Annotated in this window: 21 protein-coding genes; 13 read left to right on the forward strand and 8 right to left on the reverse strand. The window is 73.3% G+C overall.

The annotated features are described in order from the left end of the window. Positions 1–50: 50 nt before the first annotated feature. From OTB16_RS17315 to OTB16_RS17325, 3 genes are all read right to left on the reverse strand, one after another. Positions 51–1,805: a serine/threonine-protein kinase gene (locus OTB16_RS17315; protein WP_267721130.1), complete on the reverse strand. Its 1,755-nt coding sequence runs from the start codon at positions 1,803–1,805 to the stop codon at positions 51–53. Positions 1,806–2,145: 340 nt separating this feature from the next. Beyond that, positions 2,146–2,715, reverse strand: a complete 570-nt coding sequence (locus OTB16_RS17320; RefSeq protein WP_267721131.1) for a MarR family winged helix-turn-helix transcriptional regulator — start codon at positions 2,713–2,715, stop codon at positions 2,146–2,148. Continuing rightward, positions 2,708–3,337 (reverse strand): type 1 glutamine amidotransferase family protein, encoded by a 630-nt coding sequence (locus OTB16_RS17325; RefSeq protein WP_267721132.1) that lies wholly within the window; start codon positions 3,335–3,337, stop codon positions 2,708–2,710. Before OTB16_RS17325 ends, OTB16_RS17320 begins: the two co-directional genes overlap by 8 nt. A gap of 339 nt (positions 3,338–3,676) precedes the next feature. On the opposite strand from OTB16_RS17325, the gene OTB16_RS17330 reads away from it, so the two are divergent. The 3 genes from OTB16_RS17330 to OTB16_RS17340 all read left to right on the forward strand — a co-directional run bounded on the left by OTB16_RS17330 (position 3,677) and on the right by OTB16_RS17340 (position 6,604). Next, a complete protein-coding gene (locus OTB16_RS17330; protein WP_267721133.1) occupies positions 3,677–5,044 on the forward strand; it encodes an aspartate aminotransferase family protein in 1,368 nt (455 codons plus the stop codon). Between the two features lie 97 nt (positions 5,045–5,141). Then, a complete protein-coding gene (locus tag OTB16_RS17335) occupies positions 5,142–5,807 on the forward strand; it encodes a GntR family transcriptional regulator (RefSeq protein WP_267721134.1) in 666 nt (221 codons plus the stop codon). 146 nt (positions 5,808–5,953) lie between these two features. Further along, a complete protein-coding gene (locus OTB16_RS17340; protein WP_267721135.1) occupies positions 5,954–6,604 on the forward strand; it encodes a hypothetical protein in 651 nt (216 codons plus the stop codon). Positions 6,605–6,670: 66 nt separating this feature from the next. On the opposite strand, the gene OTB16_RS17345 is transcribed toward OTB16_RS17340, so the two are convergent. Next, positions 6,671–7,417, reverse strand: a complete 747-nt coding sequence (locus tag OTB16_RS17345; RefSeq protein WP_267721136.1) for an SLATT domain-containing protein — start codon at positions 7,415–7,417, stop codon at positions 6,671–6,673. A gap of 255 nt (positions 7,418–7,672) precedes the next feature. On the opposite strand from OTB16_RS17345, the gene OTB16_RS17350 reads away from it, so the two are divergent. The 7 genes from OTB16_RS17350 to OTB16_RS17380 all read left to right on the forward strand — a co-directional run bounded on the left by OTB16_RS17350 (position 7,673) and on the right by OTB16_RS17380 (position 13,893). Further along, a complete protein-coding gene (locus tag OTB16_RS17350; protein WP_267721137.1) occupies positions 7,673–8,017 on the forward strand; it encodes a YbaB/EbfC family nucleoid-associated protein in 345 nt (114 codons plus the stop codon). Between the two features lie 51 nt (positions 8,018–8,068). Further along, complete coding sequence (gene recR / locus OTB16_RS17355; RefSeq protein ID WP_267721138.1) at positions 8,069–8,668, forward strand: recombination mediator RecR; 600 nt, start codon at positions 8,069–8,071, stop codon at positions 8,666–8,668. Further along, positions 8,661–9,308, forward strand: coding sequence for a DUF5063 domain-containing protein (locus tag OTB16_RS17360; protein ID WP_267721139.1), 648 nt, complete (start codon positions 8,661–8,663; stop codon positions 9,306–9,308). Before recR ends, OTB16_RS17360 begins: the two co-directional genes overlap by 8 nt. A gap of 156 nt (positions 9,309–9,464) precedes the next feature. Then, the gene (locus tag OTB16_RS17365; protein WP_267721140.1) at positions 9,465–10,739 is read left to right on the forward strand and encodes an aspartate kinase; all 1,275 of its coding nucleotides are present in this window, start codon (positions 9,465–9,467) and stop codon (positions 10,737–10,739) included. Next, positions 10,736–11,821 carry an aspartate-semialdehyde dehydrogenase gene (locus OTB16_RS17370; protein WP_267721141.1) on the forward strand — a complete coding sequence of 362 codons (1,086 nt, stop codon included), beginning with the start codon at positions 10,736–10,738 and terminating at the stop codon, positions 11,819–11,821. The genes OTB16_RS17365 and OTB16_RS17370 overlap by 4 nt, the downstream gene beginning before the upstream one ends. A gap of 159 nt (positions 11,822–11,980) precedes the next feature. After that, on the forward strand, positions 11,981–12,775 hold the full coding sequence (locus tag OTB16_RS17375; RefSeq protein ID WP_267721142.1) for a SigE family RNA polymerase sigma factor: 795 nt from the start codon (positions 11,981–11,983) through the stop codon (positions 12,773–12,775). Further along, positions 12,772–13,893 carry a hypothetical protein gene (locus OTB16_RS17380; RefSeq protein WP_267721143.1) on the forward strand — a complete coding sequence of 374 codons (1,122 nt, stop codon included), beginning with the start codon at positions 12,772–12,774 and terminating at the stop codon, positions 13,891–13,893. Before OTB16_RS17375 ends, OTB16_RS17380 begins: the two co-directional genes overlap by 4 nt. Before the next feature lie 56 nt (positions 13,894–13,949). Here the strand turns inward: OTB16_RS17380 and OTB16_RS17385 are convergent, their stop codons facing one another. After that, on the reverse strand, positions 13,950–14,762 hold the full coding sequence (locus OTB16_RS17385; RefSeq protein WP_267721144.1) for an SURF1 family protein: 813 nt from the start codon (positions 14,760–14,762) through the stop codon (positions 13,950–13,952). A 58-nt stretch (positions 14,763–14,820) separates the two neighbouring features. Beyond that, positions 14,821–16,665 (reverse strand): S9 family peptidase, encoded by a 1,845-nt coding sequence (locus OTB16_RS17390; RefSeq protein WP_267721231.1) that lies wholly within the window; start codon positions 16,663–16,665, stop codon positions 14,821–14,823. A 231-nt stretch (positions 16,666–16,896) separates the two neighbouring features. On the opposite strand from OTB16_RS17390, the gene codA reads away from it, so the two are divergent. Both codA and OTB16_RS17400 read left to right on the forward strand, forming a co-directional pair. Further along, entirely contained in the window at positions 16,897–18,216 is a 1,320-nt protein-coding gene (gene codA / locus OTB16_RS17395; protein ID WP_267721145.1) for a cytosine deaminase, read from the forward strand. Positions 18,217–18,347: 131 nt separating this feature from the next. Then, positions 18,348–18,860 carry a hypothetical protein gene (locus OTB16_RS17400; RefSeq protein ID WP_267721146.1) on the forward strand — a complete coding sequence of 171 codons (513 nt, stop codon included), beginning with the start codon at positions 18,348–18,350 and terminating at the stop codon, positions 18,858–18,860. On the opposite strand, the gene OTB16_RS17405 is transcribed toward OTB16_RS17400, so the two are convergent. After that, on the reverse strand, positions 18,857–19,015 hold the full coding sequence (locus OTB16_RS17405; RefSeq protein WP_476470168.1) for an AfsR/SARP family transcriptional regulator: 159 nt from the start codon (positions 19,013–19,015) through the stop codon (positions 18,857–18,859). The genes OTB16_RS17400 and OTB16_RS17405 overlap by 4 nt on opposite strands. 664 nt (positions 19,016–19,679) lie before the next feature. Here OTB16_RS17405 and OTB16_RS17410 point away from each other — a divergent pair. Next, complete coding sequence (locus OTB16_RS17410; protein ID WP_267721147.1) at positions 19,680–20,201, forward strand: acyl-CoA dehydrogenase family protein; 522 nt, start codon at positions 19,680–19,682, stop codon at positions 20,199–20,201. A 43-nt stretch (positions 20,202–20,244) separates the two neighbouring features. On the opposite strand, the gene OTB16_RS17415 is transcribed toward OTB16_RS17410, so the two are convergent. Further along, positions 20,245–21,174 (reverse strand): nitroreductase/quinone reductase family protein, encoded by a 930-nt coding sequence (locus OTB16_RS17415; RefSeq protein WP_267721148.1) that lies wholly within the window; start codon positions 21,172–21,174, stop codon positions 20,245–20,247. Between the last annotated feature and the right edge of the window lie 281 nt (positions 21,175–21,455).

Consider the following 21,455-nt stretch of genomic DNA (forward strand, 5'->3'; position numbering starts at 1 on the left):
TAACAAGCTCTGCTTGCAAGCTTATTGACGTCGACACAATTCGGTGATGCTCACTGTTCGCGATACGTCAGCGGCGGACTGTCGCTGCCGACGAGCTCCCGCTGGAGGCCCCCGCCGGGCAGCAGCCGCAGTCGGCTCCACCCGCCGGGCGCGCAGGTCACCGGGTCGCCCGAGGTGACGGTGGAGCCGTCCAGCTCCACCGGTTCGGAGGCGCTGCGCAGGGGCGCCTCCCAGGAACAGGCGAAGGCGGGGTCCCGGACGGAGAGGGACATCACGGTGTCGCCGACCGAGCCGGGACCGAGGGTGAGCTGCCACGTCTGGGTGCCGTTGGTGGCGCGCCAGGTGCCGAGGTAGGCGTCGGGAAGGCGGCCGGCGGCGGCGGAGGTCCCGGCCCCGGACGCGCCCGCCGCGGTGGCAGGGGCCGACGGCGACGGCGCGGCCGGGTCCGAGGGGGCGGCGACGGCGGGCGTACGGGGAGTGCTGCCGGGCGGCCGTACGCCCTGGTCGCGGCCCATCACGGCGTACACCGTGCCGCCCGCCGCGACCGCGACGACCGCGGCCACCACGAGGAGGAAGGCGGTGGACGCGGTCCGGGGACGCGGAGCCGGTTCCGCCCGGGGCGGTCCGTACGCGGGGTGGCCGGTCGGCAGCGTCGGGGCGCCGTAACGGGTCGGGAGCGTCGACGGGTGCAGCGGTGGCGGTGGCGGTGGCGGGGACGCCGGGAGCCGCGGAGGCGTCGGTCGCGGCGCCGCGCCGTTGCCGCCCGGGTGGGGCGGCGGGTACGGGAGCCCGTACGGGGCCGGATACGGCGGCTGATACGGCGGCTCGTACGGGGACGGGGCCGCGGCCCTGGGCTCCTGTTCTGGCTCCGCGCGGTCCGGGCCGGCGTCCTCGCGGTCCAGGAGCTGTACGGCGTGCCGCCCGAGCTGGGCCACCAACGGGCCCGGAAGCCACGGTTCCAGGGCCCGCCCGTCCGCCACGGTGTCGCCCGCGCCGACCCGGGCCAGCACCTCGGCGGGCCCCGGCCGCTCGGCGGGGTTACGGCGCAGGCAGTCCCGCACGAGGTCGAGGAGGCCGGCCGGTACGCCGGTCAGGTCCGGCTCGGCCCCGGTGATGCGGAGCAGCAGCGCGGCCATGCCGCCGGGCCGCTCGCTGTCGCCGAACGGCAGCCGGCCGGTGGCGGCGTACGCCAGGACCGCGCCGAGGCAGAACACGTCGCAGGCGGCGGTGACCGGAACGCCGTTGATCTGCTCGGGGGCCATGAACCCGGGGGAGCCAATGAGTTCGCCGGTCCGGGTCAGACCGGCGTCGGGGCCGGCCGGGGCGCGGGCGATGCCGAAGTCGATGACGCGGGGGCCGTCGAGGGTGAGCAGGACGTTCGAGGGCTTCAGGTCGCGGTGGATGAGCCCGGCGCGGTGGATGTCCTGGAGGGCGTACGCGAGGCCCGCGGCGAGGATCCGTACGGAACGCCCCGGCAGCGGGCCGAAGTCGGCGGCGACGGCCTGGCGGAGGCTGGGCCCGGCGATGTAGCCGGTGGCGAACCAGGGGGTCGGGGCCTCGGTGTCGGCGTCGAGCACCGGGGCCGTCCACGCACCGCCGACGCGGCGGGCGGCGGCGACCTCCTGGCGGAACCGGATCCGGAACTCCTCGCGGGCGGCGAGCTCGGGGTGCACGAGCTTGACGGCGACGGTGCGGCCGCGGTCGGACCGGGCCAGGTAGACCTGGCCCATGCCGCCGGCGCCGAGCCGGGACAGTAGGCGGTACGGGCCGATGCGGTGCGGGTCGTGCGGGTGCAGTTGCTCCATGGCCGGGTGGCCCCTCCCCCTGGACTGGCCGTGGATCCGAGCCTAGTGGGGTGGGCTCGGGCGGGGGGCCGGAACGCGGGGTCCCGGCGGGCTGACGCCCGCACCCTTGCGCGGTGGTCCGGCTGCCGGGCTCTGCCCGGACCGGACCCGTGCCTCATGCCCCGGCGGGGAGGGGGGCCGTGCCTCCGGCTCCGGGGGTGGGGTGGCCCGTACCGGCTGCGCGCCGGGGCCGCCGGGCTCTGCCCGGACCCGCGCCTCAAACGCCGGCGGGGCTGGAGGGGCGCGCCTCAAACGGCGGCGGGGATGGACCCGCGCTTCAAACGGCGGCGGGGCTGGGGCGTCAGGGGTGGGTGGGGTCCGGGAGGGTGTCCAGGGCTGCTGTCAGGCGTTCCAGGACGCGTACCGTCTCCGCGAAGGCGTCGTCGCCCATCGCGTCCGCCAGCCGGTTCGCCAGGGCCGCGTGGCCCGGGGCGATGCGGGAGATCGCCGCGCGGCCGGCTTCCGTCGGGCGGAGCAGTTTCGCCCTGCGGTGGGCCGGGTTCGGGGCGTACTCCGCGAGCCCCTTGTCCGCCAGCAGGTCCGCGATGCGCTGGACGCTCTGCCGGGTGATGCCCATGGTCCGGGCTATGCCCGAGACGGGCAGCGGCTCCCGGAGCACGGCCCCCAGCACCTGCCACCAGGCGGCCGTCAGCCCGGCCGGCCGGGCCAGTTCCTCCGAGAGGGCGAGGAACTGGCCGTTCAGCCGGAACACCTCCAGCGCGGTGCTGCTCAGCAGGTCCTGCCGGGCGCGGTCGGCCCGGCCCGGTATGCCCGCGGCCGGCGCCCCCGCCTCCGGGGCCGCCCCCGCCCCCTCGGCCGCCTCCGCCGGTGCCCCCGTCGCCAGGGCAGGCCCCGTCGCCAGGTCAGGCATTGCCGGCCGCCGCTGCCGCCATCAGGACCGGGTACGCGCTCGCGTCCGAGTCGCGGAACAGGCGGTACCAGGCGTCCAGGACGTCCGGCTCGTAGACGTCGAGCCGTGCGAACACCTCGCGCGCGAAGGCCACCGGGTCCGTCGGGCCCGCCGTGATCAGGTCGCCGTCCGTGACCGCGTCGGCGTCGACGTAGTGCTCCGCGCCGCCGTAGCCCGGCTGCTCCGCCAGGTAGAAGGAGACGGCGCTCGTGTGGGTCCGGCCGTCCAGCAGGCCCTCCCGGGCGAGGCCGGCGGTGGCCCCGCAGATCGCCGCGACCGGCACTCCCGCGGCCAGGAACTCCCGGGCCTTCGCCGCGAAGGGGGCCAGTTCCTCGCCCGAGTCCCACAGTTCGGCGCCGGTGAGGATCAGCAGCGAGGAGTCCTCCGGTCGCAGTTCCGCCAGCGCCAGGTCAGGCTGGATGCGGACACCGCCCATGGTGGTGACCGGCTCCCCGGCGACCGTGCCGACCGTACGGACCTGGTGGCCGCGCTGGGTCAGGTGCGCGGTGGTGTAGCCGGTCTCCCAGTCCGCGTACGTGTCGTAGACCGCGAGGTGGACGGGCTTGCGGGGGGTCTCGCTCATGGTGCTCGCCTCCAACATCGATTCCGGTGGCGACTGCGAGGCACGATGTTCCGTCCGCCTCGTTTCCGACACCGACTTGCTATGACAATAGACTGTCATAAAGGCAGCATGCTGTCAATCGCACAGCCGGTCGGATCCGGCCCGCAAGGCCCCCCTCGCAGGCCCCGGAAAGCCCTCCGCGAGCCCCCCGGTACCCCTTCGCAAGCCCCCCGTACCCCTCCGCAAGTCCCCCGCGGTCCCTTTCGGGCCGTCCGCGCAGACAGACTGCCGAGGCCTGCCCCCCACCCCCATACAGTCCGCCGATATCGGTCCCCACCTGGGCACTTCTAGCGTGGCGCCATGACCCCTCATGCCTCCCCGCACACCCTTGCCGCCGTGAAGGACGCCGACCGGAAGCACGTCTTCCATTCCTGGTCCGCCCAGGCCCTCATCGACCCCCTCGCCGTGGCCGGGGCCGAGGGCTCGTACTTCTGGGACTACGAGGGCAAGCGCTTCCTCGACTTCTCCTCCCAACTGGTCAACACCAACATCGGCCACCAGCACCCCAAGGTCGTCGCCGCCGTCCAGGAGCAGGCCGCCCGGCTCTGCACCCTGGCCCCGGGCTTCGCCGTGGACGTCCGTTCCGAGGCCGCACGCCTCATCGCGGAGCGGACCCCCGGTGACCTCGACAAGATCTTCTTCACCAACGGCGGCGCCGAGGCCGTCGAGAACGCCGTCCGCATGGCCCGGCTGCACACCGGCCGCCAGAAGGTGATGTCCACCTACCGCTCGTACCACGGGGCCACCGCCGCCGCGATCAACCTGACCGGCGACCCGCGCCGCTGGCCCTCCGACACCGCCGCCGCGGGCGTCGTGCACTTCTGGGGCCCGTACCTCTACCGCTCCGCCTTCCACGCCACCACCGAGGCAGAGGAGTGCGCGCGCGCCCTCACCCACCTCGCCGACACGATCGCCTTCGAGGGGCCGCAGACCATCGCGGCGATCATCCTGGAGAGCGTCCCCGGCACCGCCGGGATCATGACCCCGCCCGCCGGGTACCTCGCGGGCGTGCGCGAGCTCTGCGACCGCCACGGCATCGTCTTCATCCTCGACGAGGTCATGTCCGGTTTCGGCCGGACCGGCGCGTGGTTCGCGGCCGACCACTGGGGCGTCACCCCCGACCTGATCACCTTCGCCAAGGGCGTGAACAGCGGTTACGTGCCGCTCGGCGGCGTCGCCATCTCCGCCGCCATCGCCGAGACCTTCGCCACGCGCCCCTACCCGGGCGGGCTCACGTACTCCGGCCATCCGCTGGCCTGCGCCGCCGCCGTCGCCACCATCAACGCGATGGAGGAGGAGGGCGTCGTCGCGCACGCCGCCCACCTCGGGGAGAACGTGATCGGCCCGGCGCTCGCCGAGATCGCCGAGCGGCACCCGTCGGTCGGCGAGGTGCGGGGGCTGGGCACGTTCTGGGCCCTGGAGCTCGTACGGGACAAGGAGACGCGCGAGCCGCTCGTCCCGTACAACGCGGCCGGGGCCGACAACGCGCCCATGGCCGAGTTCGCGGCCGCCTGCAAGGCGTCGGGCCTGTGGCCCTTCGTCAACATGAACCGCACGCACGTGGTCCCCCCGTGCACCATCTCCGAGGCGGAGGCCAAGGAGGGTCTGGCCCTGCTCGACGAGGCCCTGACGGTGGCCGACCGGCACACCACGGCGGCGTCCGCATAACGGGTACCAAATCCGCATAACGATCGCCGACCGCTCGGTTTCGGCCGCGCTGCCTGGCCTAAGGTGTCCGAAGTTCTCACTGAGGAAACGGACCCCTATGCCAGGCAGCGGAGCTGTCACCCGCAACACCCTTCGCCAGCAGATCGCGGACGCGCTGCGGGACGAGGTCCTTGCGGGACGCCTGCCGCCGGGGACCGAGTTCACCGTCAAGCAGATCGCCGAGCAGTACGAGGTCTCGGCGACCCCGGTCCGCGAGGCCCTCGTGGACCTCTCCGCGCAGGGGCTGCTCGAACTGGTCCAGCACCGGGGGTTCCGGGTCCGCGTCTACTCCGTCGACGACTTCCGCGGGATGATCGAGGCCCGCACGCTGATCGTGGACGGGATATTCCGCCGGCTCGCCGAGCGCGGCACCGTGCCCGGCTCCGGCGAGATGCTGGTGTCGGTGCGCCGCCGGGCCGAGGAGGCGCGGCGCGCCGCGCAGAGCGGCTCGCTCGAAGTGCTCATCGGCTACGACCTGCGCTTCTGGCGGGAGCTGAGCGGGCTGGTCGGCAACACCTACATCTCCGAGTTCCTGCACCGCATCCGGATCCAGTGCTGGGTCTTCGCCGTCCCGCACCTCCAGCGCGAACCGCAGCTCCGGGCAGCCCTGTGGGACCGGCACGGGGAGCTGGTGGACGCGGTGACGCTGGCGGACGCCGAGACCGTGCGCGGCCTGGTGCTCGACTACAACCGCCACGGCCTGGACTGGGCCGCCGGGCTGTAAGGACGGGCTGCAGGGGACGGGGCGGGGCGCCGATCCGCGCGGCACGGAACCGGCCGTACGCCGACCGGGTTCTGCGCACCCCTTCGCGGAGGGTGTTGGGCGCACTACGCTTGGCCGATCGGCGGCAACGACTGATCGGAGCCCGCGTGGCCTGTGACCTGTGGCTGGTCCCCCTTGTCGACGTGCTGTGCCACAGCCCCGACAACCCCTTCGCGGAAGAGATCGCCTCGTACGACAAGGCGCTGGGCGAGGCCGGGCTGCCGTCCGTGCCCGTCTTCTCCTACATGCCGGGTCTGAGCGGGGACGTCGCCCCGGTCGCCGGCTTCGACTACGACGCCCTGCACTTCCTGCGGCGGGCCTACCTCCTCCAGCTCTGCGGACTGCCGGTGACCCCGGTGGACGAGCTGGGCGGTGACTACGAGCAGCTGCTGGAGATGTTCGAGCCGACCGCCCAGCAGTCCCACCTGGTCTGGCACTACGACCACGCCGGGGCCTACGTCCCGGTGGACTTCGCGGCGCCGCTGGCGAACGAGGAGCTGCTCGCCGGAGGGGGCCCGCTCGGATCCGCGCAGGGGCTGCTGCGGGAGCTGCTCTTCGTGGCTCCGGCGATCGGGATAGACCCGGGGAACCCGCCCGCGCCGCCCGCGCCGCCCGGCCGTCCGACCTCGCTGGAGGAGCCCGCGGGGCCGATCCCGTACGACGACAGCCCCTTCGCCCGGGAGCGCCACGTCTGGCTCGGGCTGCACGCGGCCGCGACCCGCAGCCTCGGCCAGGGCTCGATGATCATCTTCAGCTGACGGGAAAACTCCGGACCCGCGCCCCTGCCCCGCCCGACCCGCGCCCCGCCCGCCCCGCCGCAGCGGCTACCTCGGCTGCTCCGGCGGGCGCTGGCGCGGCATGTTCGGCCGGGTGCCCGGCGGCAGCGGGAACCGGGCCGGCGGGATGCCCGCCTCCACCCGGCCCGCCGAGGCGCCCAGGGACTGCATCACCAGGGGCGCGGGCCCGGCCCGGAACTCCACCATCCAGTCCGCCGTCTCCGAGCGCACCAGCTCGGTGATGTCCTCGGAGAACCGCCGCAGCACGGTCAGGCAGCGCTCGGCGGCCTCGCTCGCCGTGCCCTCGGTGGGACCGAGCACCTCCCGTACGTTCTCCGAGGCCCAGTCGAACTGGAGCGTCTGGAGCCGGCGCTGCACCGCCTGCGCGGTCGCCACGTTGCGCATCCAGCCGGACGTCAGCCCGAAGAACCGGTCGCAGGCCAGCGCGGCCGCGCCCAGCAGCAGTGCCAGGTACCCGTAGGAGGCCGCGCCGGGCACCGAGCCCGTCAGCTCCAGCAGCGGCATCGCGGCGCCCGTGACGGCGCCCACGGCCGCGGCCCCGCGCAGCACCCGCGCGCCCCCGCGCTTCCAGGCCCGGTCGGCGAGGTACCACTCGGCGGTGCGCAGGGCGTCGGCCTCGACCCGCCGGTACAGCTCGTCGAGCCGCTCGGCGGGCTCGCCCCAGTCCCCGAGGGGGAACGGCAGGCCGATCAGGTCGCCGGCCGCCACCGGCCCGTCGACCTCCTCCCGGGGATCCCGGGGTGGCCCTTCGGGCTGCATCTCCGGCTGGCTCACCCGGCACTCCCTCTGCCTGCGCTGACGACTGGTGGTGCGCGTGTGCGCAATGGTGCGCATGCTCTTCCTACCTTCGAATGACGGGCGGCGGACGACGATTCCCGGGATTTCCGCCCGCAAGGAGGTCTCCAGCAGGTACGCGCACGCCCGCTCCCTCACTCGAAAGAGTTGGTCCTCACGGCGTAGGGCGCTGCGCCCGGGGAGCACGTAGGCTCGGATTGACCAAGCGTCCCGACGGTACGGAGTGAATGACCTGTGATTCCCGGTGGTGGCCAGCCCGACATGCAGCAGCTGCTCCAGCAGGCCCAGAAGATGCAGCAGGACCTCGCCGCGGCTCAGGAAGAACTCGCGCGCACCGAGGTCGAGGGCCAGGCCGGCGGCGGTCTGGTCCGGGCGACGGTCACCGGTTCCGGTGAGCTGCGCGCGCTGGTGATCGACCCCAAGGCCGTGGACCCGGCGGACACCGAGACCCTCGCCGACCTGGTCGTCGCGGCGGTCCAGGCCGCCAACGAGAACGCCCAGGCGCTCCAGCAGCAGGCGCTGGGCCCCCTGGCCCAGGGCCTGGGCGGCGGCAGCGGCATCCCCGGCCTCCCCTTCTAGTCCCCCGCACCCGCCTCGCGGCGGGAAACCGAAACGAAAGAAGGCAGTCCGTTGTACGAAGGCGTGGTCCAGGACCTGATCGACGAACTGGGCAGGCTGCCCGGCGTCGGGCCCAAGAGCGCGCAGCGGATCGCCTTCCACATCCTGCAGGCCGAGCCCACCGACGTCCGCCGCCTCGCGCACACGCTGCTGGAGGTCAAGGACAAGGTCCGGTTCTGCGGGGTGTGCGGGAACGTGGCGCAGGAGGAGCGGTGCGGGATCTGCCGCGATCCGCGCCGCGACACCACGGTCATCTGTGTCGTGGAGGAGCCCAAGGACGTCGTCGCGGTCGAGCGGACGCGCGAGTTCCGGGGCCGGTACCACGTCCTCGGCGGTGCGATCAGCCCGATCGAGGGCGTCGGACCGGACGACCTGCGCATCCGCGAGCTGCTGGCGCGCCTCGCGGACGGGGTGGTGACCGAGCTGATCCTCGCCACCGACCCGAACCTGGAGGGCGAGGCGACCGCCACCTACCTCGCCCGGATGCTCAAGCCCATGGGCCTCAAGGTCACCCGCCTGGCCAGCGGGCTCCCCGTCGGGGGAGATCTGGAGTACGCGGACGAGGTCACGCTCGGGCGGGCCTTTGAAGGAAGGCGACTTCTCGATGTCTGACGCAACCCTGCACGCAGCGGGCCCGGAACCGGGCGACTTCGCCGTCCAGACCGCGGACCAGATCGGTTCGTTCATCGTCGCGGTCACCGAGGTGGCCAAGGGCGAGGATCCGGACCGCGCCGTGCCGTTCCTGCTGCTGGAGATCTCGCAGCTGCTGCTCGCGGGCGGCCGGCTGGGCGCGTACCAGGACGTACTGCCCGACGAGCGCTACGAGCCCGACCTGGGCCCGGAGCCTGACGTGGACGACCTGCGCGAGCGCTTCGCCGTGATGCTGGAGCCGGTCGACGTCTACTCCGAGGTCTTCGACCCCTACGAGCCGCGCAAGGCCCCGGTCCCGCACCGGATCTCCGACGACGTGGCCGACGTGGTGGCCGACCTGCGGCACGGCCTGATCCACTACCAGGCGGGGCGGATCACCGAGGCGCTGTGGTGGTGGCAGTTCTCGTACTTCACCAACTGGGGCCCGACGGCCTCGGCGACCCTGCGGGCCCTGCAGTCCCTGGTGGCCCACGTGCGCCTGGACCAGCCGCTGGCGGCCCTGGACGGGCTGGACACCGACGAGGATCTGGCCGAGGACGACCTGGCCGAGCAGGCCGGGGTGGTCATGGCGGAGGAGCTCGGGGGCCTCGGCCGCAGGTGAGGGGCCTGGTGGCGGCCTGGTGGCGGCCCGTTCGGATGTCCCGGCGCGGGAACTTCTGGGCTGATCTTTTCGTCTCATGATGTGGTACGAAGCGGTCGGATCGCGGCCGCTCGTTAGACTGCACCAGCAATGAGACGGACTGAGCGAGGAGCGCACGTGGGCCTTGTCGTGCAGAAGTACGGAGGTTCCTCCGTAGCCGATGCCGAAGGCATCAAGCGTGTCGCCAAGCGGATCGTGGACGCCAAGAAGAACGGCCACCAGGTGGTCGTCGTGGTTTCCGCGATGGGCGACACGACGGACGAGCTGATCGATCTCGCCGAGCAGGTGTCCCCGATGCCTGCCGGGCGGGAGTTCGACATGCTGTTGACCGCCGGAGAGCGGATCTCCATGGCCCTGCTGGCCATGGCGATCAAGAACCTGGGCCACGAGGCCCAGTCGTTCACCGGCAGCCAGGCAGGCGTGATCACCGACTCGGTCCACAACAAAGCGCGCATCATCGATGTCACGCCGGGCCGTATCCGCACCGCGCTGGACGAGGGCAACATCGCCATCGTCGCCGGCTTCCAGGGCGTGTCCGCGGACTCCAAGGACATCACCACCCTCGGCCGCGGCGGCTCGGACACCACCGCCGTGGCGCTCGCCGCCGCGCTGGACGCCGGGGTCTGCGAGATCTACACCGACGTCGACGGCGTCTTCACCGCGGACCCCCGCGTCGTGAAGAAGGCCCGGAAGATCGACTGGATCTCCTCCGAGGACATGCTGGAGCTCGCGGCCTCCGGCTCCAAGGTGCTCCTGCACCGCTGCGTCGAGTACGCACGCCGCTACGACATCCCGATCCACGTCCGCTCGTCCTTCTCGGGACTGCCGGGCACCTGGGTCAGCAACGAGAATCCGCAAGGGGACGCGCAGGTGGAGCACGCCATCATCTCCGGAGTCGCGCACGACGTCTCCGAAGCCAAGATCACCGTCGTCGGCGTCCCGGACAAGCCGGGTGAGGCCGCGGCGATCTTCCGCGCCATCGCGGACGCCGAGATCAACATCGACATGATCGTGCAGAACGTGTCGGCGGCCTCGACGGGCCTCACCGACATCTCCTTCACGCTCCCCAAGGCCGAGGGCCACAAGGCCATCGACGCCCTGGAGAAGGCCAAGGACCGGATCGGCTTCGACTCCCTGCGCTACGACGACCAGATCGGCAAGATCTCCCTGGTCGGCGCGGGCATGAAGACGAACCCCGGCGTCACCGCCTCCTTCTTCCAGGCCCTGTCCGACGCCGGCGTGAACATCGAGCTGATCTCCACCTCGGAGATCCGCATCTCGGTCGTGACCCGTCAGGACGACGTCAACGAGGCCGTCCGCGCCGTGCACACGGCCTTCGGCCTCGACTCCGACAACGACGAGGCCGTCGTCTACGGAGGCACCGGACGATGACCGCGCCCCGGTCCTCCGGCCCGGCTCTCGCCGTGGTCGGGGCGACCGGAGCGGTCGGTACCGTCCTGCTCCAGATCCTGTCCCAGCGGGCGGACGTCTGGGGCGACATCCGCCTGATCGCCTCCGCGCGCTCGGCCGGCCGTGTGCTGGCCGTCCGCGCGGAGGCGACCGAGGTGCTCGCCCTCACCGAGGACGCCTTCCACGGCCTCGGCCCGGGCGACGTCGTGGTCTTCCTCACGCCCGCCGCGGTCTCGGCCCGGTGGGCGCCCGTCGTCACCGCGCGCGGTGCCGTCGTCGTGGACCAGTCCGCCGCGTTCCGCGCGGACCCCGAGGTGCCGCTGGTGGTGCCCGAGGTCAACGCCCACGCCGTACGGATCCGGCCGCGCGGGATCGTCGCGGGCCCGGACTGCGTGACCGCCGCGATGAGCGCGGCCCTCGGCGCGCTGCACGCCGAGTACGGCCTGACCGAGCTGGCCGTCTCCTCGTACCAGGCCGCGGGCGCCGCCGGCCGGGCCGGCTCCGAGGCGCTGCGCCGCCAGCTGTCGCTGGTCGCCGGCACCTCCCTGGGGGAGCACCCCGGCGACGTGCGCCGGGCCGTGGGCGAGGACACCGGCCCCTTCGCGGCGCCGCTCGCCCTCAACGTCGTTCCCTGGTCGGGCGAGTTGTGCGAGGGCGGCTGGTCCTCGCACGAGCTGGCCGTACGGGCCGAGACGCGCCGGATCCTGGACCTGGAGCGGCTCCCGGTGTCGGTGACCTGCGTACAGGTGCCGGTGGTGACCGGGCATTCGCTGACCGTGCGGGCCCGGTTCGAGAACCCGGTGGACGCCGCGCACGCCCGGAAGATCCTGGAGGCGGCGCCCGGCGTGGTGCTCGTGGACGACCCGGCGGCGGGCGAGTTCCCCACCCCCGCGGACGCCGCGGGGACCGATCCGGCCTGGGCGGGGCGGGTGCGGGTGTCGCTCGACGACCCGCGCGCGCTGGAGTTCTTCGTGTGCGCCGACAATCTGCGCAAGGGCGCCGCTCTGAATGCCACGCAGATCGCGGAACTGATCGCGGGTGAATTTGCGTATTTCGCTTTGTAGGATCGGTGCTGATCCCTTGATCAAAGTGATGGCCCGACTGCCGTCTCGATAGGACCGGGGCAATCGGGAAGATCGGGAACGCATGAGGGCAATGGGGATATCGCGGGCGAGGTTGCCCGGCGCGTACAACCCTCGCGGGGGGACGCGCGTCCTACAGGCGTGGCAGAGGCACTTCTCGACCTGGCCGTCCTGCCGGCGCGCACCGGGACCGTTCCGTCGCGCCGGGGATCCCGCGCGCCGGGCGGCGGTTTCCCCGTGATCGTTCCCGTCCCGCCGACGGGGCCTTCCGAGGCGTCCGTACGGGCTCCCGCGTCGGCCCGGGGCGGGCGCGTGCCCGCGCCGCGCGGCGGCGCCGGGACAGCGGCGGACGACGGGGCGGCCGGCGACGGGACGGCGGCGGGCGGCGACACGGCCGCCGTGGCCGGGAGCGCGGCCGCCGAAGCCGCGCCGGTGGTGGCGGGCACCACCGTCGACCACCTCACGGCGACCTACCAGGCCCACTACCGCTCGCTCCTCGGCCTGGCCGCACTGCTCCTCGACGACACCGCCTCCTGCGAGGACGTCGTCCAGGAGGCGTTCATCCGCGTCCACTCGGCCCGCAACCGGGTCCGCGACCGGGACAAGACACTGGCCTACCTGCGCCAGACCGTCGTCAACCTCTCCCGGTCCGCGCTGCGCCGCCGCATCCTCGGCCTCAAGCTGCTGTCGAAGCCGATGCCGGACATGGCCAGCGCCGAAGAAGGTGCCTACGACCAGCTGGAGCGCGACGACCTGATCAAGTCGATGCGCGGACTCCAGCGCCGACAGCGCGAGGTGCTGGTGCTGCGCTACTTCGCGGACATGACGGAGGCCCAGGTCGCCGAGACGCTCGGGATATCGATCGGTTCGGTGAAGGCGTACGGATCGCGAGGGATTGCCGCACTGCGGGTGGCGATGGAGGCTGCGCAGTCATGACGGACGACCACACCCCGCTGTGCGGGGCGGGCGAGGAACAGGCGCTACGGGGCCTGCTGCACGGGGCCGTCGAGGGCCTGGAGCCCTCCGAAGGCGCGCTCGAACGGCTGCGGTACGCGGTCCCCGCGCGCCGGAGCCGCAGGCGCCGGGCCGTCGTGGGCGCCGCCGCGGCCGCGCTGCTGGCCGGCGCGGGGATCCCGGCCGCCGTGCACCTGAGCGGCGGCGGGAACACGGCCGCCGACCGCTCGGCGATGGCCCGGCACGGCGAGCGGTCCGGAGCCACCGCGGGCACCGCCTCCTCCGACCCGCACCAGAACGGCGCCGGGGCCCATCCGAGGGCCACCCGCTCCCCGGGCGCGGCCCCCGACGCGGGCGGCACCACCGGGGAGCCGGACCAGGCCGCCACCGGGTCGCCGACCGGCGGGACCGGAGCCTCCGCCGGACCCTCGGGCGCCGGCACGCCGTCCGGCTCGTCGCTGGGCCAGAGCGGGCAGCTCCCGGTCACCGGACCCCAGCCGCCCGCCGCGCAGGGGGTGGGTCGCTGCGGCGCCGACCAGCTCGGAGTGGTGGCCTCGGCCCGCGCCCCCGAGGCCGACGGCAGGGTGTACGGCAGCTTCAAGGTCACCAACGTGTCGGTGCGCGGCTGCATCGTCTCCGGCGCGGACAGGGTGACGGCCGCGGCCGCCGCGCCCGGTACGGGCACGGGCACCGCCGTCGTCGGCCACACCGCGGGCGATCCGGCGAGCGGGCTGCTGCCCGACCCGTCGGCGGCGCCGCCGCTGCTGGTGCTCCAGCCGAACACGGCGTACGAGGTGCGCTTCGCCTGGGTTCCCTCGGGGGAGTCCTGCCCGGCGGCGACCCCGGCGGGTCCCAAGCCGCCGCAGGGTGATTCCGCGGACGGCGCGGGCGCCGCTCCGGGCGGTGCGGACGGTACGGGGGGCACGGCGGGCGCGGGCCCGGACCCGCAGACGGGCCCGCCGTCCCCGGACCCGGCCGGGGTCGCGGTCGCGCACACTCCGGTGGCGGGGTCGCCGAGTACGCAGACGACGATCCCCGAGGCCTGCGGGGGCACGCTGTACCGGACGGGCTCGATCCCGCTGGACGCGCCGGCGCCGTAGAGCGCGGTGCCGGCGCCGTGGCCCGAGCGCCGCGGGGCGGCGGAGGCGCCGGGCCGTCAGGCGCGCCGGAGCGCGGCTTCGGCGGTGGCGGCGGAAGCGGCGGTGGGGGTCTCCTCCGCGGGGAGGAGACCGGCCTCGGCGTCGCGGAGGGTCTCGATCTCGCGGCGGTAGAGCCGGAACCACATGAACAGCACGAAGGCGGCGAAGACGAACCACTCGCCGGTGTAGCCGAGGTTCTGGAAGGCCTTCAGGTCGAGCCCGGTGTCGTTCGGGGCCTGCGGCGGCACCGGCAGCATGCCGTCCGCCGGGGTCCGCACCGTCAGCCACGCGTCGTACAGGTCGTACGGGACGATGTTGACCAGCGACGCGGCGCCGATCACCCCCAGCTGTCCGGCGGGCAGCCCTCCCTCGGAATGGACCCCCTTCGTACGGGAGTTCTCCGGGGGCTGCAGCGCCCCGGTGACGTCCACCCGCCCGGCCGGCGCGGCCGGCGCCGCCGCCGGGTCCGCGTTCCCCGGCAGCCAGCCCCGTACCACCGGGACGGCCTTGCCGGAGTCGGTCCTCAGCAGCGTCAGCACGTAGAAGCCGGGCTTCCCGTCGAGCGTCCGCTCCGGGACCAGCAGCTGCTCCGCGTACTCCCCGGACACGGCGGCCGGCTGCCCGGAGGTCTTCTTGTCCACCGGGAGCAGCGACGCCAGCGGGGCGGCCGCCCGGTCGGCGGGCCGCTCGGCGGTCGCCTCGCGGTGGGAGTCGACGCGGTCCTCGAACCGGCCGAGCTGCCAGGTCCCCATGAACAGGCAGAAGGGGACGCCGAGCGCGACGAAGACGTTGATCCCCCACCAGCGCGGGGTCAGGAGAAACCGGTGCACCCCACCACCGTACGGGGGGTGCGACCGGTTCCGTCTGCCGGGGCTCGGTTCTCCGGGGTCAGCGGGGGAGGTGCTTCAGGGCGAACTCCAGCTCCATCCGGACCTGCTTGATCCGCTCCTCCACGACCAGCGAGCCGTGGCCCGCGTCGAAGCGGTACACCTCGTGCTCCGCGCCGCGCGCCGCCAGCCGGTCGACGTAGTTGTCGATCTGCCGGATCGGGCAGCGCGGGTCGTTGACGCCCGCCGCGATGTACACCGGGGCCGTCACCGCGTCCACGTACGTCAGCGGCGAGGACGCCTCGAAGCGGTCCGGGACCTCCTCCGGGGTGCCGCCGAAGAGGGTGCGGTCCAGGGACTTCAGCGCCTCCATCTCGTCGTGGTACGCCGTCACGTAGTCGGCGACCGGTACGGCGGCCAGGCCCACCGCCCAGGCGTCCGGCCGGGTGCCCAGACCCAGCAGGGTCAGGTACCCGCCCCAGGACCCGCCCGAGAGCACCAGCCGCGCCGGGTCCGCGAGGCCGGACTCCACCGCCCACGCGCGGACCGCCTCGATGTCCTCCAGCTCGATCAGGCCGACGCGGTGCTTGAGGGCGTCGGTCCACTCGCGGCCGTAGCCGGTCGAGCCGCGGTAGTTGACGCGGACGACCGCGAAGCCGTGGTCGAGCCAGGCCGCCGGGGTCGCCAGGAAGGCGTCGCTGTCGTGCCAGGTCGGGCCGCCGTGGATCTCGAAGATGGTCGGGAAGGGGCCGTCGCCGTGGCCGACGGGCCGCTGTGCCAGCGCGTGGATCCGCCCGCCGGGTCCCTCCACCCACATGTCCTCGACCGGCACCGAGCCCGGCGGCCGGAAGCCGGGCGGGTCCAGTACGACCCCGCCCGCGGTGGACCGTACGGAGGCGGGCTCGGCGGCCGAGGACCACTGGTACTCCACCGTCCCGTCGGGGCGGGCCGTCGCACCGGACACGGTCCCGGCCGGGGTCCGCACCGCGACCAGGGCCCGCTCGGCCAGGTCGTAGCGCCACAGTTCGCTGCGCGCCTCGAAGCTGTGCACGATCAGCAGCGCCGACCCGTCCGGGTACCACTCTGCGCTGACGTCGCCAGGCAGCTCGATGCCGAGTTCCGTCTCCGTGCCCGTGGACACGTCCCACACCATCGGCTCCCACCGACCGCGCCGCTGGTGGCCGACGAGCAGCCGGGTGTCGCCGTCGACGGGGGCGAAGCCGAGCACGGCGAGGCCGAGGTCCTCGGTGCCGCCCTCGGAGTCGTCGAGCTCCGCGACCGTGGCGCCGTCGAGGGTGACGACGCGCAGCGCCGAGTGCATGGCGTCGCCGTGCTCGGTGTGCTCGATGACGAGCAGGGAGCCGTCGCGGGACAGGTCGCCCACCCCGGCGGACTCGCGGTGCCGGTAGACGACGGCGGGCGCGCTGCCGTCCGGCCGCACCACGTGGATCGTCGTGCCGTCCTCGTCGGTGGACCGGCCCACGACCGCCGTCCCGTCCCGCCCGATGGCCAGGCCCGCGGAGTACGAGGGCTCCAGCCCGGGCGTGGCCGGCTCGTCGGGGCCGCCCGCGAAGGGCTGGCGGACCCAGGTGCCGAACTCGTCGCCGTCGGTGTCGGAGAACCACCAGATCCACTCGCCGTCGGGGGAGAGCGTGCCGTCGGTGGTGCCGTTGGGGCGGTCCGTGGCCTGCCGCTGGGCGCCGGTGGAGCGGTCCCAGGCGTAGAGCTCGAAGGTGCCGGTCGCGTTGGAGACGAAGAGGGAGCGGTCCGGCGCGTCCTCGGCCCACTCGGGCAGACCGACGCGCGGGGCGCGGAACCGCTTCTCCCACTCGGGGACCGCGTCGGGGGTGGTGTCGGGGGCGGCGCCGGGGGTCGCTCCGGCGCCGTGCGCGCCGCCGCCGTTCATGCCGCTGCCGTTCACGTCGCCGTTCACGCCGTCGCCGGTCTCGTCGTTGCCGGTCTCGTCGTTGCCGGTCACATCGCTGTCGCTGCTCATGCCTCCCATTCTTGCCACACCCGGTCCCCGAACGACGACCCCGCCGGAAGACCCCGCCGGACGGGCGCCGCCCGGAACCGCCCGCCCGCCGCTTCCCACCGCCTCCCGCCGGGCCGCGGGCCGCGTGCGTACGCTGGCGGCATGCGGATGATCGTCCGGGGCGCCCGGCTGCTGCACACCGAAGGCCACGAGCGGGGCCGGGACGGCCTCTGGGACGTGGAGGTGGGCGAGGACGGCCGGATCGCGCGCGTCCTGCCGCACGACGACCAGAAGGAACCCCCGGCCACCGGCGTCCTGATCGAGGCCCACGGGTCGCTCCTGAGCGCCCCCTTCGTCGAACCGCACATCCACCTCGACACGGCCCTGACCGCCGGTGAGCCGCGCCCCAACGCCTCCGGCACCCTGTGGGAGGGCATCGCCTGCTGGAGCGAGCGCAAGCGGACCCTGACCCGCGACGACGTCGTCGGCCGGGCCACCGAGGTGCTGCGCTGGCAGGCGGCGCAGGGCGTGCTGCACGTGCGCACCCACTGCGACACCACCGACCCGGCCCTGACCGCCCTCGACGCGCTGCTCGAAGTGCGCGACCGCGTACGGGACTTCATGACCCTCCAGATCGTGGCCTTCCCGCAGGAGGGCATCGTCTCCTTCCCGGACGGCGAGGCGCTGCTGCGCGAGGCGGTCCGGCGCGGCGCGGACGTGGTCGGCGCGATCCCGCACTTCGAGGACACGCGGGAGGACGGGGTCGCCTCGCTGGGCATCGCCTTCGCGCTCGCCGAGGAACACGGGCTGCGCGTCGACGCGCACTGCGACGAGATCGACGACGAGCAGTCCCGCTTCGTGGAGGTGCTGGCCACCCTGGCCCTGCGCTCGGGCCTGCGCGGACGCGCCACGGCCTCCCACACGACGGCGATGGGCTCCTACGGCGGCGCGTACAGCTACAAACTCCAGCGCCTGCTGTCGCGTTCGGGGATCAACCTGGTCTCCAACCCCTTCGCCAACCTCAACCTCCAGGGCCGGTTCGACGCCTACCCCAAGCGCCGCGGCCTCACCCAGGTCAAGGAGATGCTGGCGGCGGGGGTCAACGTCGCCTTCGGCCACGACGACGTCATGGACCCGTGGAACGCGCTCGGCACCGGCAACCCGCTCCAGACCGCCCTCGTCGGGGTGTACGCCGCCCAGCTCACCGGCGCCGACGAGATCCCGGAGGCCTTCGCGATGGTGACCGACCGCGCCGCGCGCGTCCTGGGCCTGCCGGAGGCGGAGTACGGCATCGCGGAGGGCGCCCCCGCCTCCTTCGTCCTGCTCCCGGCCCCGACCCCGCTGGAGGCGGTCCGCCGCCAGGTCCGCCCCCGGTACGTCGTCGCGCGCGGGCGCGTCCTCGCGGAGAACCCGCCGGCCCCGGCCCGGCTGTCCTGGCCCGGAGAGGCCCCGTCCGAGGTCGACTTCGTCCGCCTACCCTGAGGGGGCCGGTCCGTCGACGAGGTGCCGCGTGACCCCGCTCGAGCGGTCCGCCGCGGGCAGGGCCCGGCGCGAGACGGCCGTACCGCCCGTGACGAAACCGCGGGTTCCGACCGCACCGAAGGACTCGACTCATGAACGACCCCGACCGAACCCCCATCGAGGACACGCGCTTCGGCGAGATCACCGTCCGCCAGGACGGGCAGCTGTCCCTCCAGGTCGAGGGCGAGCGGATCCCCCGCGTCACCCTGGAGCGCGACCCCGGCTCCGAGGCGGACCCGCAGACCGCCATCGGCACCCGGGACCCCGAGCACCTCACGATGCGCATAGACGGCCGGAAGGTCGGGCTGAGGCCCGCCAAGGGCGGCCTGGCCAGGCGCTCGTACCGGGTGGACGTGGAGTACGACGGAGCGCGCTACCGGCTGGTCCCCGACTCCGTGCCCAGCAGCCGGCTGACCCGCGACGGCGCGCACCTCGGCGACTTCTCCTCCGACGGCGACGAGCTGGTCCTCGCCGAATGGCAGGAGGACGCCGAACTCCGCCCGGCGGACGCGTCGGTCGGCTACGCCCTCGCCTCGGCCTTCGGGACGGGCGGCCAGCCGATGTGGATGATGATCGCCGACGGCGTGAGCAGCGCCCTGCCCTAGGTCTGGAGCGTGGTGAGCCCGCTGCGCGGGATCGAGTCCCCCCAGAGCTCTTCCATCAGCGTCGCGATAGGCACCACCCGGCCGCACCTCAGCGCCAGGAGCGTCAGCAGCTGCCGCTGCTTTCCGGCGGTCGGAACGATCGACCGGCCGTTCACCTCAATTGAGATCGGGCCGAGCGCGTCTATTTACATCGAATACGGAGCTCCGGCTGATTCTGCCTTCATACTTCATTCCCCCGTGGAAGAGTGTGAAATTAGCTGACATGCGGCTTCGATGGCCGGTCGGAGATGCCAGGTGTGAGATGTGATCCGCATCGCACAGTGTGAATGCGTCTGAGGAGGCGGTGAAGGGAGTCCTTGAATGGACGAACAGGGCGCATTCGCCCCGGGTGTGCCTATCGGCGGTCGAGTGCGACCGGGGCGTCAAGTCTTCGTCCAGGCGTGACACGGCAGGCAGGGGCCATCACGACACGTTCAACTGCCACCGACATCAAGCCCGTCCTTTCTGTGCGAGAGAACCTCTCGTGTGGCAGCGCAAGATTCCCGGCGGCCAGAGATGATCGCCAGGCTACGACCTGTACAGAGTAAAATCAAGCAAAATTCGAGTGGCTTGATAGGTGCACTGTGGTGCCTTGATATCGATGGCGACATTGTGCCATCGGATGGAGCTGTGATAGTGGCTTCGATAAAGCGGCTTCGGGTGTGCGGGCGGTGCGGAACATTCCGGGTTTAAGGCTCGAGTGACGTCCAAGTGATTTCCCGTCGACCTCTGATCGCGCTCTCCCATACTCGGTCGGCCCCGAGTGAAGGAGATCAGCCCATGCACCCCACCTCCGTGGCCGAATCCCGACTGTCGCGTGCCGCACGCGGCGCCGCCGAACTCGCCGGCGCCGAGGCCGCGCGGGCCGAGCAGGACCGCTCCCTGAGCCCCGAGGTGCTCGGCGCCGCCCAGGGGGCACTGGCCCACTGGTCCGGGTACGCCGTCCAGCGGCTGCGCGCCCAGGCCCCCGGAGCACCCGGCCCCTCCTTCTACGAGGAGACCCTGGCCCGTACGGCAGGGGAGCTCGATGCCGCCCGGCTGCTCCTGGAGCGCGCCGACGCGGCCGCGGAGGTCACCGCGCTGGAAGCCGCCCGCGGCCAGCGCGACTGCGCGCTCGCCGCCGACCTGCTGGTGGGCGCGGTGGAGCGGCTGTTCCGCGCCTCCGGCACCGCCGGGCACGACGAGGGCGCCGTGCTCCAGCGGCTGTGGCGCGACATCCACTCCGCCGCGGGCCACGTGGTGCTCCAGTTCGGCCCGTCCGCGGCCGCCTACGCGCGCCATGCCCTGAACCCGGAGTCCTGAGGCGCGACGCGGGGCGGCCGCTGTCGCGGTCGCCCAGGCGCCGTCAGGCCGCCTCCGGTTCGGCCTCGGAGGGCGGCCCCGGAGGAAAGGGGATCGCTGCGAGGATCGGGAGGAGCGACTCCTCCTCGTAGTCGAGGTGCGCGGTGAGCTCGTCCGACATCCGCGTCAGTTCGGTACGGAACCGCTCCGGGTCGGCGCCCGCGATGTCGGCCAGCAGCCCGCTGAGCTCCTCCTGGAGACGGGCCACCGTGCGGTGCTCGACACGCAGCCGCTCGAACGCGTCGCTGAGGTGCGGGTTCTGCGCCTCCAGCATCGGGAACATGTGCGCGTCCTCGCTGACGTGGTGGAACTCCAGCGACTGGCAGAAGGCCAGGCACCGCTGCCTGATCTGGAGCCCGAGCCCCGGGGCCGGCGGCTCGCCCGGACCCTGGTGCGCCGCCACGGCGGCGAAGTGGGCGTCCACCTCGGCCCGTACGTGGCCCAGCTGCGCGCGGAGCCAGACGTGGACCTCCACGAGCTTGTCGGCGAGGTTCCTCACCTCCGCGGGACCCTCGCCCTCGGCCACCTCGGCGGACTCCAGCACCACGACCGGCAGCACGCGCCGGGTGTTCTCCTGGTACTCGCCGTAACCCGGCTCCGCGCTCACCACGTGGGTGAACAGCTCATCGCGCCGGGCCCCTTCGGCGGGGACCGCGATGGCCTCGAAGGACTCGGCGCCGATCTCCACCTGGACCAGCGGGTGCGCCAGCAGGTTGTGGTACCAGTCGGGGTGCTTGTCGGCACCGAGGTTCGACCCGATGACCATCAGCAGTTCGCCGTGGCGGACGAATCCGAGGGGCGTGGTGCGCTCCTCACCGGACTTGGCCCCGGTGGTGGTCAGCAGGAGCAGGTCACTGCCCTCGAAGTAGCCGCCGACCACTCCCTTGTTGGCGCGGAACTCATCGATGACGGACTGGTTGAAAGATGTGGGCATGATGCTTCGAATCTCCATGGGGGCGCAGAACCGCATCGCAGTGCGGTGATGTCGGCCGGGAAGGTTCCAGAACGCGGAAGCCCGTGATGACGGGATCGCGGAACGCGGAGTGACGTACGGCGTGCGGGGCTGCGTCACGCGGCTGTGCCGCGTACGGACGCGCCTCGGTCAGGCGTTGCCTGTGAGGTATGGACTCATGAGGGTCCCCTGCTGGCTGGTGGTCGCCCGACTGCCGGCCGGCCCACTGCTCTTTGGCCGGCGTCACGCGCCACGATCTTGAT

Origin of the sequence: Streptomyces antarcticus (assembly GCF_026627255.1) — a bacterium.
Taxonomy (GTDB): domain Bacteria; phylum Actinomycetota; class Actinomycetes; order Streptomycetales; family Streptomycetaceae; genus Streptomyces; species Streptomyces antarcticus.

Excerpts from the sequence above, each read along its gene's own strand:
- OTB16_RS17415 (WP_267721148.1), bottom strand. The coding sequence starts at position 21,174 with ATGCCCACATCTTTCAACCAGTCCGTCATCGATGAGTTCCGCGCCAAC.
- OTB16_RS17370 (WP_267721141.1), top strand. The coding sequence starts at position 10,736 with ATGACCGCGCCCCGGTCCTCCGGCCCGGCTCTCGCCGTGGTCGGGGCG.
- OTB16_RS17360 (WP_267721139.1), top strand. The coding sequence starts at position 8,661 with ATGTCTGACGCAACCCTGCACGCAGCGGGCCCGGAACCGGGCGACTTC.
- OTB16_RS17380 (WP_267721143.1), top strand. The coding sequence starts at position 12,772 with ATGACGGACGACCACACCCCGCTGTGCGGGGCGGGCGAGGAACAGGCG.
- OTB16_RS17315 (WP_267721130.1), bottom strand. The coding sequence starts at position 1,805 with ATGGAGCAACTGCACCCGCACGACCCGCACCGCATCGGCCCGTACCGC.
- OTB16_RS17325 (WP_267721132.1), bottom strand. The coding sequence starts at position 3,337 with ATGAGCGAGACCCCCCGCAAGCCCGTCCACCTCGCGGTCTACGACACG.
- OTB16_RS17330 (WP_267721133.1), top strand. The coding sequence starts at position 3,677 with ATGACCCCTCATGCCTCCCCGCACACCCTTGCCGCCGTGAAGGACGCC.
- OTB16_RS17335 (WP_267721134.1), top strand. The coding sequence starts at position 5,142 with ATGCCAGGCAGCGGAGCTGTCACCCGCAACACCCTTCGCCAGCAGATC.
- codA (WP_267721145.1), top strand. The coding sequence starts at position 16,897 with ATGCGGATGATCGTCCGGGGCGCCCGGCTGCTGCACACCGAAGGCCAC.
- OTB16_RS17400 (WP_267721146.1), top strand. The coding sequence starts at position 18,348 with ATGAACGACCCCGACCGAACCCCCATCGAGGACACGCGCTTCGGCGAG.
- OTB16_RS17390 (WP_267721231.1), bottom strand. The coding sequence starts at position 16,665 with ATGAACGGCGGCGGCGCGCACGGCGCCGGAGCGACCCCCGGCGCCGCC.
- OTB16_RS17320 (WP_267721131.1), bottom strand. The coding sequence starts at position 2,715 with ATGCCTGACCTGGCGACGGGGCCTGCCCTGGCGACGGGGGCACCGGCG.
- OTB16_RS17410 (WP_267721147.1), top strand. The coding sequence starts at position 19,680 with ATGCACCCCACCTCCGTGGCCGAATCCCGACTGTCGCGTGCCGCACGC.